11 protein-coding genes are annotated in these 16,001 nt (G+C 46.5%); 8 read left to right on the top strand and 3 right to left on the bottom strand.

Annotated elements, in window-relative coordinates:
• The first annotated feature begins 51 nt into the window (after window positions 1-51).
• The 4 genes from rbsB (at window position 52) to I3X05_RS17790 (ending at window position 4,854) form a co-directional block, all read left to right on the top strand.
• Window positions 52-930, top strand: coding sequence for a ribose ABC transporter substrate-binding protein RbsB (gene rbsB, locus I3X05_RS17805; protein ID WP_045572146.1), 879 nt, complete (start codon window positions 52-54; stop codon window positions 928-930).
• A gap of 155 nt (window positions 931-1,085) precedes the next feature.
• Window positions 1,086-2,006, top strand: a complete 921-nt coding sequence (rbsK, locus tag I3X05_RS17800; protein WP_045572147.1) for a ribokinase — start codon at window positions 1,086-1,088, stop codon at window positions 2,004-2,006.
• A gap of 21 nt (window positions 2,007-2,027) precedes the next feature.
• Window positions 2,028-3,038, top strand: coding sequence for a substrate-binding domain-containing protein (locus tag I3X05_RS17795; protein WP_337971362.1), 1,011 nt, complete (start codon window positions 2,028-2,030; stop codon window positions 3,036-3,038).
• Between the two features lie 838 nt (window positions 3,039-3,876).
• Window positions 3,877-4,854 carry a chemotaxis protein gene (locus I3X05_RS17790; RefSeq protein ID WP_045572291.1) on the top strand — a complete coding sequence of 326 codons (978 nt, stop codon included), beginning with the start codon at window positions 3,877-3,879 and terminating at the stop codon, window positions 4,852-4,854.
• A 60-nt stretch (window positions 4,855-4,914) separates the two neighbouring features.
• On the opposite strand, the gene I3X05_RS17785 is transcribed toward I3X05_RS17790, so the two are convergent.
• Entirely contained in the window at window positions 4,915-6,051 is a 1,137-nt protein-coding gene (locus I3X05_RS17785; protein ID WP_045572150.1) for a fatty acid desaturase, read from the bottom strand.
• A gap of 154 nt (window positions 6,052-6,205) precedes the next feature.
• On the opposite strand from I3X05_RS17785, the gene I3X05_RS17780 reads away from it, so the two are divergent.
• On the top strand, window positions 6,206-6,754 hold the full coding sequence (locus I3X05_RS17780) for a GNAT family N-acetyltransferase (RefSeq protein WP_045572151.1): 549 nt from the start codon (window positions 6,206-6,208) through the stop codon (window positions 6,752-6,754).
• A gap of 276 nt (window positions 6,755-7,030) precedes the next feature.
• Window positions 7,031-9,076 (top strand): ATP-binding response regulator, encoded by a 2,046-nt coding sequence (locus I3X05_RS17775; protein WP_193157942.1) that lies wholly within the window; start codon window positions 7,031-7,033, stop codon window positions 9,074-9,076.
• Window positions 9,077-9,114: 38 nt separating this feature from the next.
• Here I3X05_RS17775 and cqsA read toward each other — a convergent pair whose 3' ends face one another.
• Complete coding sequence (gene cqsA, locus I3X05_RS17770) at window positions 9,115-10,293, bottom strand: alpha-hydroxyketone-type quorum-sensing autoinducer synthase (RefSeq protein WP_045572153.1); 1,179 nt, start codon at window positions 10,291-10,293, stop codon at window positions 9,115-9,117.
• A gap of 273 nt (window positions 10,294-10,566) precedes the next feature.
• Entirely contained in the window at window positions 10,567-11,511 is a 945-nt protein-coding gene (ylqF, locus tag I3X05_RS17765; protein WP_045572154.1) for a ribosome biogenesis GTPase YlqF, read from the bottom strand.
• Between the two features lie 334 nt (window positions 11,512-11,845).
• Between ylqF and I3X05_RS17760 the strand changes: the two genes are divergently transcribed.
• On the top strand, window positions 11,846-12,802 hold the full coding sequence (locus I3X05_RS17760) for an AEC family transporter (protein ID WP_337971361.1): 957 nt from the start codon (window positions 11,846-11,848) through the stop codon (window positions 12,800-12,802).
• Window positions 12,803-13,061: 259 nt separating this feature from the next.
• A complete protein-coding gene (locus tag I3X05_RS17755) occupies window positions 13,062-15,941 on the top strand; it encodes a two-component regulator propeller domain-containing protein (protein WP_337971360.1) in 2,880 nt (959 codons plus the stop codon).
• The last annotated feature ends 60 nt before the right edge of the window (window positions 15,942-16,001 follow it).

Below are 16,001 nucleotides of genomic sequence, written 5' to 3'. Positions count from 1 at the left end.
ATGAGCGGAAGGACCATTCTGCTCCCCCTACACAACAATAAGGACGATAACATGAACAAACTGGCCACTTTAATTTCTGCTGCGCTGCTGAGCTCCACTGTTTCTGTTGCTGCACAGGCACAAGATACGATGGCAATCGTACTCTCAACGCTAAACAATCCGTTCTTTGTCACCATGAAAGATGGCGCAGAAAGCAAAGCGAAAGAATTGGGTTACGATTTGATCGTACTCGATTCGCAAAACGACCCAAGCAAAGAGCTTTCTAATGTGGAAGATCTAACCATTCGCGGTGTAAAAGCCATTTTGATCAACCCAACCGATTCGGATGCCGTCTCCAATGCTATTCGCATGGCCAATCAGGCGAAGATCCCTGTGTTGACACTCGATCGCGGCGCGAGCCGTGGTGAAGTCGTCAGTCATATCGCCTCTGATAACGTGATTGGTGGTGAAATGGCAGGTAACTACATCATTGAAAAAGTGGGTGAAAAAGCCAAAGTCATTCAGCTTGAAGGCATCGCAGGCACTTCCGCTGCTCGTGAGCGTGGCGAAGGTTTTATGAACGCGGTGAAAGAGAGTGGCATGCAAGTGCTCGCCAGCCAGCCCGCTGATTTTGACCGCACCAAGGGGTTGAACGTCATGGAGAACCTGCTGGCGGCGAATCCGGATGTGCAAGCGGTTTTCGCGCAAAACGATGAGATGGCGCTAGGCGCACTGCGCGCAGTACAAGCGTCTGGAAAACAGGTTGTGATCGTCGGCTTTGATGGCACAGAAGACGGGATTGCGGCGGTGAATCGTGGCAAGTTGGCAGCAACCATCGCCCAGCAACCTGATCTGATTGGTGCATTGGGCATCGAAACGGCCGACAAAGTACTTAAAGGTGGTGAAGTCGAACAGTACATTCCTGTACCACTCAAAGTCGTGACTAAGTAAGTGTAAACCTCTGGCTCCCGGCATTTGATGATGGCCCAGGCTGGGAGCCAAATTTTTCAGGCATTTGCCAGCCGATGGCTGTGCGTTTTTCTCAAGAGCGCAAACCCATCGGTTACATTCAAAGCAAGTAAGCTCGTCTGAGCTGAGGATTCCCTATGAATAAGTTAGTGGTATTAGGCAGTGTTAACGCTGACCATGTCCTTCAAGTGCCTTCTTTTCCACGTCCTGGTGAAACCTTACATGGGCGTAATTATCAAGTGATCCCAGGTGGAAAAGGAGCCAATCAGGCCGTCGCCGCGGCTCGCTTGGGCGCGGACACGGGGTTTATTGCCTGTGTTGGGGATGATGCTTTTGGTATCAATATCCGCGAAAGTTTCAAAATGGATGGCATCAACACTGTCGGCGTTAAAATGCAGCCGAATTGCCCAACGGGCATTGCCATGATCCAAGTGGCAGACAGTGGCGAAAACAGCATCTGTATCTCCGCAGAAGCAAACGCGAAGTTAAGCGCACAAGCCATAGAATCGGACTTGGATAGGATCCGCGCTGCGCGCTTTTTGTTGATGCAACTGGAAACACCCATTTGTGGCATTGAACGCGCCGCAAGTGTGGCAAAAGCAGCGAAAACCAATGTGATTTTAAATCCAGCGCCCGCCAGAATGTTGTCGGATGAACTGCTAGCATGCGTGGCGATGATTACCCCGAATGAAACCGAAGCTGAGTTGCTGACTGGTGTCACGGTCACGGACGATGAGAGCGCGCAGCAAGCGGCCAACAAGTTACACGCCAAAGGGGTAGAAATGGTGTTGATTACTCTCGGAGCAAAAGGCGTTTGGCTGAGCGAAAATGGGCGAGGCCAACTGATTGGGGGATTCAAAGTGGACGCAGTTGACACAACCGCCGCAGGAGATACCTTTAATGGGGCCTTGGTCACTGGCTTATTAGAAGAGATGCCTTTAGAATCAGCCATCAAATTTGCTCATGCCGCGGCGGCCATTTCCGTGACCCGCTTTGGGGCACAAACTTCTATCCCAACCCGTAAAGAAGTTGACGCCTTTCTCGCTGAGCACCTCTAGCCGTATATCAAGGAGAACGACATGGCAACCATGAAAGATATCGCCCGACTTGCCGGGGTTTCTACCTCAACGGTTAGCCATGTTATCAACAAAACCCGATTTGTCAGTGAAGAGATTGCTGAGCGAGTCAATAAGGCCGCCAAAGAACTCCACTATTTCGCGCCCTCAGCACTCGCTCGTAGCCTAAAAGTCAACCGTACCAACACGCTTGGCATGCTTGTGACCACCTCAACCAATCCCTTTTTTGGTGAGGTGGTTAAGGGAGTAGAGCGCAGTTGTTTTCTTCAAGGCTACAACTTGATTCTTTGTAACACCGAAGGCGATAACGAGCGCATGAAGTCTTCGATTAATACGCTATTGCAAAAGCGAGTCGATGGATTGATCTTGATGTGTTCCTCTCTCGAAGGAGAAAAGCTAGATGTGTTTGAACAGTATCCTGACATCCCTATCGTGGTGATGGATTGGGGCCCCATGCTGTTCCAAAGTGACAAAATCCAAGACAACTCTTTACGTGGCGGCTATTTAGCTGCCAAGCATCTTATCGATTCTGGACACACACAAATAGGCTGCATTACCGGACCACTGATTAAGCATCAAGCACAGATGCGTTATGAAGGCTATAAGCGCGCTCTCAATGAAGCGGGCTTATGCTTCAATGCCAACTGGATTGTGGAAGCGGATTTTGAGTGCGAAGGTGGCTATCAAGCGTTTAAGAAAATGCACGCGTCGGGTTCACTACCCAGTGCCATTTTCGTCTGTAATGACATGATGGCAATGGGTGTGATCAATGCGGCCAATGAGTCGGGGATCGCGATTCCTAAGTCGCTTTCCATTGTCGGCTATGACGACATCCATATCGCCAAATTTATGACCCCATCACTGACTACCATCCATCAACCCAAATACCGTTTAGGCAAAGCGGCAGTAGAAACGCTACTGAAGAAGATCAATAAGCAGACTCAGGAAGTGCAAGTTGTCCAATTGGAACCTACACTGGTTGAGAGAAACAGTGTGCGATCTCACTCTGAATGAGCTGTTGGAAAGCGGAACACATTGAATTTAAAGCTATTCAATAATTTGTTTTTAAATTGGCTCATTTCTGTGCGTTTGCTATTACTAATCGGTCTATAAATTATCCTTATATTTATGATATAAAAGATGTTTTATGCGAGGGTGAAGTGTGTGATTTTTTTGCCCAGAAAGCTCAGTAATTAATTGTATCTTTACAAATAGTGTGGTTTTATTGAGCTGTAAATTATTAATCTAATAAAGAATGAGAAGAGATGATTGGTGCAAAATACGCGGTTTTTTCAGTCAAGCATCCTTGGTTGCATCGACTGAACTTGTTGGTAGTGTTGTTAATATCCTTGGTAAGCGGCTACCAATTGCTAGTCCATGAACAGTTAATTTACAGTGTTGGAGCTTTGGTTACCTTATTGTCGATTATCGTTTTTGCGTCGGCCTCTGAGTTTAAGCGCAAGTACGTGCACATCGAATAGTACGCTAAGGTCAAGCTTAAAAGAACGATGGTCCGGTTTGAGCGTTTGCTTAAACCGGACTTTGTCATTGTATTCCCCCTTTATTTTGCTACTCGTCAGGATTGTTGTTCATCAACACGCAGTGCAATCTATTGCTTTTTGTGTGGTTTAATTGCAAAACTTCTACAAACTCGGCAAACAGTGACTATTATTGATGGTAGAGTGGTGTCTGCCCTAGAAAGCACTCACTTACGGCACTTTTAGCGAATTATTTGAACTGCTAGGAAGTTTGCCGATTTACAAATAGGGTCTAAGCAGTTAAAAATAAACTAATAAATAATAAAGACGACGCAATGTTTGCGGCGCTTTCACTACCTGAAGTATGTAAAGACATGAGCCATCCAAGTAGTACAATTTTGACAGAAAGTGGGACCAATGAACTTGAGATCATTGAATTTCACTTAGAGAAAACGTTACCTGACGGCAGAACGAAAACCTGCTACTACGGGATTAACGTCGCTAAGGTGCGTGAAGTGATTCAGGTGCCGGAAACCACAGACTATCCGAATGCCCAGCCTCACATGATTGGCGTTTTCTCCTCGCGAGATGTATTAACTCCTCTGGTGGATCTCGCCGGATGGTTGGGCGTGCCAACCCGCCAAGATTTGGCGCGCAAGTTTGTGATCGTGACCGATTTTAACAAGATGACTAACGGCTTTCTGATCGATAGTATCAGCCGCATACACCGTATTTCATGGAATGATGTCGAATCACCTAGCCAGTTTTTGGAAGCCGGTGAGCAAGATTGCGTGGTCGCTGTCGTGCGTAAAGATGGCAACCTGATCATGATCTTAGATTTCGAAAAGATCATCGCCGATATCAACCCTGAACTGAGCATGGAAAAATACGATGTTAAGGTGGATCGCTCGGTCGATCTTAACCAGCGTATGGTCTCTAAGCGCAATGCGAAAACGGTCATGGTGGTTGATGACTCAGCGTTTATTCGTTCACTGATCCAAGATACGCTCAGCTCTGCAGGCTACAACATCATTGCTTGTAAAGATGGCGGCGAAGCGTTTGAGAAGTTAATGAGCCTAATCCAAGTGGCGAAAGAGGAAGGATTACCTGTCAGTGAGTTGATTGATGCAGTGGTAACCGACGTCGAAATGCCTCGTATGGATGGCATGCACTTGGTGAAGCGTCTGCGGGAGACGGCAGAGTACAATTCGATGCCGATCGTCATGTTCTCTTCGTTGATGAGTGAAGACAACCGCGCGAAAGCGTTGGCTTTAGGTGCCAATGACACTATCACGAAACCAGAGATTGGCCGGATGGTGGCCATGATGGACAAATACGTCCTGAAGATTTAATGCGGTTTGTCGACAGAATCGGGGCTCCAAACGGAGCCCCGATTCTTTATATACTGCAGGTTATGCGTACGCTTCGACGAATTGATTCCATAAGCGGTAACGTTCCGCGAGGTCGGCTTTAAGCTGCTTGTAACGAATGGTGAGCAGTGCGTTTTCATACTTCTGCGTCGCATTTTGGCGCTTACTTTCAAGTAATTGTTTCTTCGCTTCGTAATACTCCTTCATGAGCGCGGTTAAACTATCAAATTCCCTCTGTAATTGCTCATGCAGTGAAGCCGCTTCTGCTTGTTGTTCCAATTTCACTTTGGCCTTTTTAAACATTTGCGCCGCTTTTGCGGTATCGATTTTCAGTTGCGGGGTTACGCGCAGTTTTTTCGTCAACCCAATCCAAGAACAGCTTTTGATCAGCCATTTCGTCGGATCGTACTGCCACCAATAGATGCCATTCCGATAATCGTTCTCAAAAATATGGTGGAAGTTGTGATAGCCCTCGCCGAAGGTGAAGATGGCTAATATCCCATTATCCCGAGCGCTGTTCTTATCGGTAAACGGCTGAGAGCCCCAAATGTGGGCGAGTGAGTTAATGAAAAAAGTACTGTGATGACTCACGACCAAACGCAGTGCGCCAACCACGAGCAACATACCGATATAATCTTGATAAAACGCACCAAGCAATAAAGGAATACCTAGGTTAGTGGCTATCGCCAAAGGCACGTAGTAGCGGTGCTGCCACATCACGATGGGATCTTTTTGTAAATCGCGGCAGTTTGAGTAGTCAGAATAATTCTCTTGATTATAGTGACGTAGCATCCAGCCGATATGCGAGAACCAAAATCCGCGCGACGCTGAGTAGGGATCTTTATCGAAATCATCGACATGACGATGATGGCGTCGGTGATCGGATGACCAATGCAAAATGCTATTTTGCAGCGAAAAGGCACCGCCTATGGCGAAAAGCACTCGAAGCAGCGAATGTGCTTCATAAGTCTTATGACTCCATAGTCGGTGATAGCCTGCAGTAATCGAAAGGTTGGTGAAGCTAAAAGCAACAAAAAACCAAAGTACATGCCAGACGGTCAGTCCACGCGCTAATGCGTACCAAGGAGTGACTACCAACGCTAACAAGAGTGAAAAGCTGAAAATAAATATATTCAACCAGATGAGTGGTGGTTTTTGCGTCTCCAAAGGACACCTCATTTTTGAGCTAACAATTGTTCGCTAGATTATCAGCGTACACGTGTAAGTCAAATTAATTGATAAATAATGTGAACAACATGTTTTGCTTTGTTGGTGAGAGGATGTAGTATTAATGCTCTATAAAAGGATTTCTAATAGACGGACGGACTGTTAAATGGAATTTAAAACGGCAGAATATGTGGATTATGAGAGAGTCGCTTATCTGCATGCGGATAGCTTAAAGCGGCATTACAGCAAGATTCTCAGCAGACGTTACCTGCAAAACGATGTGCAAACGGAAAAACTCGCCCTGTGGCAAACTCGTTTGACCAATCCGCCTTTTGGTCAGCACGTCATTCTGGCCGAAGAGGGGGGGCTTTTGTTGGGTTTTGCTTGTGTTTTTGGCAACCATGACTTCGAACTCGGGACCTTTATCGATTCTCTGCATGTAGATGGTGATTTTCAGCGACGCGGGATCGGTAAGAAATTACTGCAAGAAGTTTCCAACTGGCAGCAGCACTATTTTTCAGATCGCGGACTGTATCTGGAAGTGAATATCAGCAATCGAGATGCGATCGAGTTTTATCAAAGCATTGGTGGCACACTCACTGAGTGTAGAAAGCGACATGCCTCCGATGGTACCGAGATGATTGAGCAGGTCATCATTTGGCCGTCGCTAGAAAAGCTCTCCGCTGGGTTATTAGCCGCAGTGATTTTTAGTTGAGCGACAAACTCTAGTAAATGATAAGTAAACAGGCCGCAACAAACGCGGCCTTCTTTTTAGTTCAATATGTCGTCAGTTCAATATGCCATTTTGTATAACCAGAAAAATCTTGCACTTAGCGGCGTTTTGCAGCTTTTCTTTGTTTACCATATCTCATAAGGATATATACTAACCACTAATCGGGGTGACTACCTGAAAAATACCTAAAATAACAAGGCTTATGCAAGATTGCGCTAACGCAATCTATGACATTAACCACTATTGGCTAGTAGTGACATGGAATCGATTCGCAAGGTTTATCAATACGCTAACCCTAACTTGACGCTTGTCGGCTGGATGGGTTTTCTCGGCTTTCCGACCTACTACTGGGTTTGGACGCATCTTTTTCCTCAGTCTTACGAGAATCTGCCGCTTAGGCTACTCTGTTCAGGTTTGTTCTTGCTGCTGGTTTTGCGAGAGCGGCTACCCATGCCGATCCGCACGCGTATGCCTTTCGTCTATTTAGTAGTGATAACGACCTGTTTGCCGTTTTTCTTCTTTTTTATGCTGTTGATGAATGAATGGTCGAACGTTTGGGTCATGTCCTTTATGGCAGCGATTTTCTTACACATCTTGTTAGTGCATATGACTAAGGTGATGTTTAGTCAAACATTTATCGGTGTTGGCATGGCAGTACTTGCCGCGTATGTGTGCAATGACTACCATCTGGTGATTTCCGTCGACTGGCGTCATGTGCCGATATTTCTCTTTATCTATCTGTTTGGCAACCTATTCTATTTTCGCAATCAAGTTGAGCATGAATCACGGATCTCGATCGCCAAAGCGTTTGGTGCCGGAATCGCCCATGAAATGCGTAACCCGCTGAGTGGCTTGGTTGCTTCTATCGATGTGATCCAATCGGTGATTCCCGACGATAAAGTTGAGAAACGCAGTAGCTACGCGTTAAGTGCCAAAGATGTCGCTTTGTTACGCGAAGTGAGTGAAGAAGCGATGAAGATTATTCATTCGGGCAATGAGACGATTGATCTGCTTTTGACTTCGATTGATGAAAATCGTGTCTCTCGTTCAACCTTTAAGCGGCATTCGGCCAATGAGGTGGTGAAAAACGCCATTGAGAGCTTTAGTTATAAAAAAGCGGCAGACAGGCAGTGCATTCGCTACCACGAAGAAGGGCAGTTTGAATTTTTTGGTAGCCACACGCTACTTAAGTACGTCATCTATAACCTCGTCAAAAATGCGTTTAACTATCGCAATCCCGAGGTATTCAGCATAGATATTACGATAAGCCGCGATGAAGCAGAGAACATGATTATCGTGCGAGACAACGGGCAGGGAATTGCGCCAGCCTCGATGGAACATATTTTCAAGGACTTCTATACCACAGGGAAAAGTGGCAACTATGGTTTAGGATTGCCTTTTTGTAAAAAGGTGATGCGATCCTTTGGTGGTACTATCGCTTGTCAATCGGAGCAAGGTCAATGGACGGAGTTTACGCTGACCTTTCCGCTGGTGAAAGCTAAAGTAGTTGGTGAAATCAAGTATGAGCTGATGAAACTCAAGTCGGTCTTTTTTATCAGTGAGCAAGAGATCCTGTGTAAAAAAATGGTGGAATCAGCCCGCTCAAGTGGTTTCGCTCTCACGGTAAAAACAGCCGAGCAAGCATGTTTAATGGCCGAGCATGAGTTTGAATATGATCTCATTTTTCTTGATTTGAGCTCGGTCGATTTAAAGAACAGCCAGCTAGACAAGCTAGAATCTTTATTGCATTTTACCGAAGCGCGCATTGTTTACTTGTATCAAGATGCGATAGTGAATCGCCGCAACCAAAGTACGTTGCCAGTATTGTGGGTGGAAACGCAATCTTGGTTACTCAATACAGCGCAGATTATCGATAGACTGATGTTTGACGCGAACTTTGATGCGTACATGCCCGCTCCGGTTAGAAAATCCGACGATGGCAAACGGGTGATTATGGTGGTTGATGATAATGATTCGCTGCGCAAATTCACCTCCTTGTTGTTGGAGAAACAGGGTTTTGAAGTGATTCAAAGAGAAGATGGTCAGGAAGCGATTCAGGCGCTGGATAAACATCATGTTGATCTCATTTTGATGGATATTGAAATGCCGATATTAGACGGTATAGAAGCGTCAATTCAGATCCGTCAGTCAAATCAAAAATATGCCCATGTTCCAATTATTGCTCATACTGGTGACAGCACTCCTGTGACACTGGAGAGAATTAATCAGTCAGGTATGTCTGATTATTTAGTAAAACCAGCCGATAAAAATAAGTTACTAGATAAAATTTCGCATTGGATATAAGAAGAGCCCACAGAGCTCTTCTTTATTGAGAGTGCTTTCTAAACAAAAATAAATTGTCCAGATTGATAAGCCGAGCGGCATACTGCTATTGTTTTTTCTATATCTTGCTCGCTAAGCGATGCGTTAATAGAAAACCGGATGATATTCTTATTTTTCCCCGTTGCTGGACGACAAAATACCGAGCCAAAAATACCATTATCCTCTAAATAGTCTCGCACATGCTCGGTATTACGCTCATCGGCCGTTTCAATGGCGACAATTTGAGATTGGCTGCGAACCTGAAAACCGATTTGCTTGAGCCCTAGACGCAGCTGTTTTGCCAAGTGCACGACTTGTGCTCTTTTTTCATCACTTCCTCGAACAATCTCCAGTGTTTTCTCTAATCTGTCGATTTCGAATGGCAGCAAAGCAGAACTGAATATCGCCGGGTAGGCAACAAACGGCAGAGTTTGTGAAATGAGATCGTGGCCAAGAATGGCTCCGGCCCGATAAGCAAACGACTTGGCTAGGCTGACAGTAATAAAGTCAACTTTATCAGTCAACTCTAACTCTTTGACCAATCCCGCGCCTTGTGGGCCGTGTGTTCCCAACGAGTGAGACTCATCGACAATAATGGCGCACCCATATCGTTCGGCGATGTCACATAGCTCTTTTAGTGGTGCGACGGTGCCAATCGTGCTGTAGACAGAGTCCACAATGATGATCCCAGCACCATAGCGTTCAACCTGCTTAATCAGGTGATTGAGGTTGTTATGCATAAAAGGATGGATGGCCGCATCGGCGATACGTGCTCCTTCCCAAAGTGACATATGGGTAAAGAAGTCAATGTAGACAGGGGTTGTCGGGGCACAGATAGTTTGCAAAAGACCAACATTGGCTGCCCAGCCTGATTGAGACAGCAAACAAGATGACATTCCAGTGTAGTCGGCGAGTTGCTTTTCAAAATTGGGTTTGCTCTTTTCACTTTGCAAAAAAATAGCCGACATGACAACACTGGCATCGCACTTATTTATTGCATCAGTATGAACCTGTTTGATTTCTGGATGATTAGCAATTGATAAATAATCATTGCTCTGCATGATGATCGAGTCACTTTCTGGGCTTTTGCCCATGACTAAATGTGTTTTGCTCTTATTACTATGAATCAGGTCTTCTACCTGAAATAATAAGCGATTTGTTATAAATTCAGGTAACTGTTTGGGAAACATGTTATTCATAATTCTATTCTCTATAAAAATACACAGACAAGCGCCAGCTGACGAGTAATTTATCGATCAGTATTCAACGAATGTCATTGGAGAATAATTATATTTTTGTGAGAAGTAGCAAATATAGTTGTTACCTATTTGATACTTTTAATCTTTATCTACCATTAGGGAGTATAACCTAAATAGAATTCTTAGAGATTGGTTATAAAAAGCAATAAAAAAGGGACGTTAAATACGTCCCTGAGAAAATAAGTGATAACCATTAGAACAGACTTTTCTGCCTCAGCGCTTGTTCTTGAGGTAGCGTTTTCTACGATCCTCTTTTTGCTTGGCTTTTTCTTCTGCGCGGCGGGCGGCTTCGATTTCAACTTCGATAAGCTCTTGAGTGATCATCTCGGGTCTCTCAAGCGTTATCTGCCCTAAAGTGCCGCTACGCAGCTCATGCAGTAGGATCTCACTGGCTTTATGTAGGTCCACTCGGCCACCAGAGCGCAATGCTCCGCGATTGCGGCCAATCTCTTCCATCAGCTCGACATCGGATTCTGGAAGTTGCTCTATCTGATAGCGATCTTTGAGTTTTTGTGGATAGTGTTTGGCAAGATACTCGACGGTGTAAAAAGCCACTTCATCGTATTCCATGGCGGTATCTTTGACGGCTCCGGTGGCTGCAAGGCGAAAGCCGCTGTGCGGGTTTTCAACTTTAGGCCATAAGATCCCAGGAGTATCAGAGAGCACAATCCCGTTTTGCAGATTGATACGTTGCTGGCGGCGAGTCACGGCAGGTTGGTTACCTGTTTGAGCGATGGCTCGTCCAGCAAGCGTGTTGATGATGGTTGACTTGCCAACGTTCGGGATGCCCATAATCATGGTACGAATGTTTTTGCCGATCTCTTCTCGATGCGGGGCCAGCTTACGGCACAGCTCCATGATCTTGTGCACTTCCTGCGTTTGAGAGGTGGTGATCGCCATCGCTTTCACGTTTTGCTCTTTTTCAAGATGCTCGATCCACAACTGGGTCAGTTCTGGGTCGGCCAAATCGCGTTTGTTCAGGACCTTAACCACAGGTTTATCACCGCGAATCTTAGAAATAAGCGGATTTTCACTGCTAAAAGGGATACGTGCATCAAGCACTTCAATAATCACGTCGACTTGTGGAATGGCTTCTTCGATCTCTTTGCGGGCTTTGTGCATGTGCCCAGGAAACCATTGAATTGAGTTGTTCACCATTGGGAATTTAAATCCTTAACTTTATCGATTTTTAAGTGAAACCTTGCGGTTCACATAAAAAGAAATGCTTTGCGCAAATTGGATGTGGAGCATTGTACTTGAGATTGGCTGCGGTATCCATTTTGCTTAGGTTTATTGCTCATTTTGCTTAAGCTTCTATTGCAAAAGTCTGCGGGAAAGCAGGGGTTGCTAGAAAGGCACGGCCGGTGAATGGTTTGAACCTTAACGCTTAGAATGTATGGCAATTATTGCAAAAACTGCAAAATAACTGGACGAAAGGTTGCGCTGAGACAACAATCAGTCACTTCAAATTTACTTGCCAGCGGGATGTTTGATGGAATCACTTTTAACTCAGTTGCAGTTTTCCTTGTCGGTCACAGGACCTATCTGTCTGATGTTGCTGCTGGGGGTGTTTTTAAAACGTATCGGATTGATTAACGAGTCGTTTATCGAAGTCGGTTCCAAACTGGTGTTCCAAGTTACTTTGCCCACCATGCTGTTTCTCAGTCTGGTCAGCGCTGAACACGACTTTTCCGCCGCCAGTCATTTTGTCAATTTTGGCATTGTTGCCAATATCGCTTTTTTCATTTTTACTTTCATATCCGTCAAGCTGTTGTTTACATCATCCCCCGATCAAGGCGTGGTGATTCAAGGTGGTTTTCGCGCCAATACGGGCATTATTGGTATCGCCTATGTGGCCAATGCCTATGGCTCTCAGGGTGTCGCGCTGGCTGCGATCTATGTTGCGGTGACCACTTTTATCTACAACGTTCAAGCCGTGATCTGCTTGTCGCCGAAAGGGAAAAATAGCGGTGACAAAGCGCTCAAAGTGGTGTTTAAAACCCTGACCAAAAATCCGCTGATCATCGCTATCCTCTCAGGCGTCGCATTTTACTTGTTGTCTATTCCTGTTCCGCAAGTGGCGATAGATGCTGGTAACTACCTGTCTAAGATGACGCTACCATTGGCGCTGTTGTGTACGGGTGGCTCACTCAACTTTAGTTTGCTCAAAAATGAAAGTCGCCCCACTTGGTTTGCCAGCAGCTACAAATTGGTTTTGGCGCCAGTGCTTGTGACCAGCGCCGCATATCTGCTCGGATTTCGCGGGATAGAACTGGGCATTCTCTTTTTTATGAATGCTTCGCCTGTTGCAGCGGCAAGTTATGTGATGGCGCGCTCAATGGGAGGCAATGCCACATTAGCGGCAAACATTATTGCCTTGACCACGGTACTTTCGACCATCACCTGTACGATTGGGTTGGTGTTTTTAAAAACCCACCAATTGGTGTAACGAGCTTAGAGCGAAGAGAAGTATTTGGCGAAACGTCGAATGATGTATTGGCCTTATTACTTTGCTTGAGTCTGGTTTTGTTCTGAGCATGAGAGTTTTGTCACAAGGTGGCGAATTCCATACGCCATACCGCCCGTATAAATCACCACTTCATTGTTGTGGCTTAGTAGTTAATTTATATTTCTATCATAAATAATGTTTTGCGGCGGTTTCGTTGGTTGCCGTTTGGTTTAAAACCGCAGTGAAGGAAAAAGACGTAATGAGTAAAGTAAATTGGGCAAACCCTTGCATGCAGTTCAGGCGATTGGCGATTTTGCTGCTGATCGCTTTGTTCTCGACGTCTCTTTTTGCTCAGCCACTACGTCTATCCGATTATTTCTCTGAAACCTGGAGTTCAAATCAGGGGCTACCCCACAATAGCATCAACGCCATTGCTCAAACGCAAGATGGCTACTTATGGTTTGCCACTTGGGAAGGGGTTGCCCGTTACAATGGTCTCAATTTCAAACGTTTTGATCGAAATCCGCAGACGCATATGCTGGATTCCGGCACACGCTCGCTGGCTGCAGACAGCGCCAATCGTTTGTGGGTAGGCGGTGCCCGGGGTAGTTTAGCACTTCGGCAAGGTTATACTTGGCATGCGCAAACCCCGTTACCAGGTTTGATTAATTTCATTTTGGTCGATTTGCAGCAAAATTTATGGTTTGCCATTGAAGGACAAGGGGTGGTGTTTCGCCCTCATCTCAAGGATGGCCGTTATGGCGAGGACCAATGGCGGTTAACCAATACGAGCGCTTATCGTCTTGCTCAGGATGCGACTGGTGCGATTATTGCGGCAACGGATGCCGGTCTCTATCGCCTAACCGATAGTGCAGCACAAAAACTCTCTTCAACGCAATTTGAGCGCGTCTCTTATGTCTCATCAGCGCCGAGCGGCGATATTCTACTGGGTACAAACCGTGGCGCTTGGCGCTGGGACGGGCAAATCTTGAGCCCTTTAGAGAATGCTCTGGCGAGTACCGTGGTCACGGTGGTTGAGCAAGACAGCGCGGGCAGTATTTGGTTTGGCACTATCAATCGAGGTGTGGCACGCTTGAGTGCACATGGGCTGGAATGGCTAGACGTTCGTCAAGGGCTGCCGAATAACCGCGTGCTCTCTTGGCTTGAAGATCAGCAAGGTAACATCTGGATCGGCACCAATGGCGGAATTATCCGTTTGCGAGAAGCTCCCTTTGTTTCTGTGACTCAAGAACAAGGTTTAGTAGGCAACTATGTACGCACTCTGCTGGAGGTCGCTGACGATCATCTGCTAATCGGCAGCAGTAATGGCTTGAGTGTGCTGGATAGAGCAGGGGCGCGAGCGGTACCGAGTCACGGTGAGAATCTCTCCGTGTTGAGTTTGGCAAAGCGAAGCGCAGACAGCGCTTGGGTTGGCACCTACCAACATGGCCTCATGGTGTTTCAAGCTGGACAGCTGAGTTTGTTTCTTAGTGAAAATAGTGGTTTACCGACTAATGAAATACGAGCCCTGCTTCAAGACAGTCAGAATAATTTATGGATTGGAACGCCCGCGGGTTTAATCAAACGTTCACCAGACGGTGCTTTGCGCTATTTTAGCAAAGAAAATGGCGAGCTGGTTGATAACTATGTGATGGCGCTGGCGGAAGATGAGTTCGGTAAAATTTGGGTGGGGACAGGGCTTGGCGTCAGTTATCTTGCCGAGGAGCATTTTACCAGCCTCAATTTAGACAAGCTGGAAGCCGCCCAATACGCTTTCGGCTTTTACACCGAACCGGGCTATGTGTGGATCGCCACAGATCGCGGTGTGGTGCGCTATCGGCAACGGGATAAAACCACCGCGCTTGTTGGGCGTCCGCAAGGGTTGCCCATCGACAAATTTTTCCAAGTGGTCAACGATGGCCAAGGTCATTTCTGGTTGTCAAGTAACCGAGGTATTTGGCGCATTGGCTACGAGCAGGCACATCGCGTCGCAGACGGCATGTATGCTAGCTTAGAGTTTGAGCACTATGATGAAAATGATGGCATGGCGAGCAGTCAGGCAAACGGTGGCTCGAACCCGGCCGCAATAATCACTAAGGCGGGCCATCTCTATTTTGCTACTGCAAAAGGCGCGGCATCGATCCATCCTGACAGCTTGGCGCACGACGTCAAACATCAACTGCCGGTGGTGCTCGAATCGGTGAAGTTTGATTCTACCAATGTCGATGTTGACTCACGCGGTCACGTTCCTGCAGGCACGACGCGCGTCTCCTTTTCTTACGTCGGGCTTGGCTATGTTATGTCTGAACGTTTGCAATACCGTACCAAATTGGAAGGGTTTGACAACGATTGGTCCTATCGAGGCAATGCGACCACGGTCGAGTACACCTATCTGCCGCCAGGGGAATACCGTTTGTGCATCAGCGCGCGCTCGCCGTACGGTGAGTGGCATGATGCGCAGCATGTGTACCAATTTACCGTCTACCCCTCTTTTTGGCAGCGCACGGAAGTTCGCATTGCTGTTGCGCTGGCAGCACTGATTCTGCTAGTGGCTGCGATTCGCTGGCGGCTAAGCGCGCTTAAACGCAATGAGCTTCAGTTGAAAAAACAAGTGGCACTGCAAACGCAAGAGATCCGAGCGCAAGCGGAGAAGTATGAAAGACTGTCAAAAGAAGATGTCTTAACTGGCTTGGCGAATCGCCGCGCCTTTGATAATGAGATCAAAGCGACTTTCAATCACGCTAAGGAAAATCAGCAGCGTTTCTTTGTCGCGATCTTGGATATCGATTTCTTTAAGCGAATCAATGATAAATATTCCCATCTGGCAGGTGATAAAGCGATCATCGCTATCGCTCACATTTTGCGAGATTATGCGCAATCACCTGAAAAAACGGCAAGGTGGGGCGGGGAAGAATTCACCCTGTTGTACCAAGGCGACCAGCCGTACGCCTATTTTGATCAGCTGAGAGAGCGTATCGAGCAGAGCCGTTTTGATGATATCGATCCGCATCTCACTATCACCGCCAGCATTGGTTTTGCCGATAGCGACAATGCGCAGAGTTATGAAGAAGTGCTTAAACGCGCCGATCACGCACTGCTCAAAGCCAAACGTAATGGGCGTAACCGCACGGAGTGTTAAATTTTATGACTCTACCTCCCGAAGCGTGAACCTATGGGCGTTTTCGTCTATTTAGTGTGC

Origin of the sequence: Vibrio navarrensis (genome assembly GCF_015767675.1) — a bacterium.
Lineage (GTDB): Bacteria > Pseudomonadota > Gammaproteobacteria > Enterobacterales > Vibrionaceae > Vibrio.
Note: the sequence above shows the minus strand (reverse complement) of the source record. Positions and strands in the feature narration are given on the sequence as shown.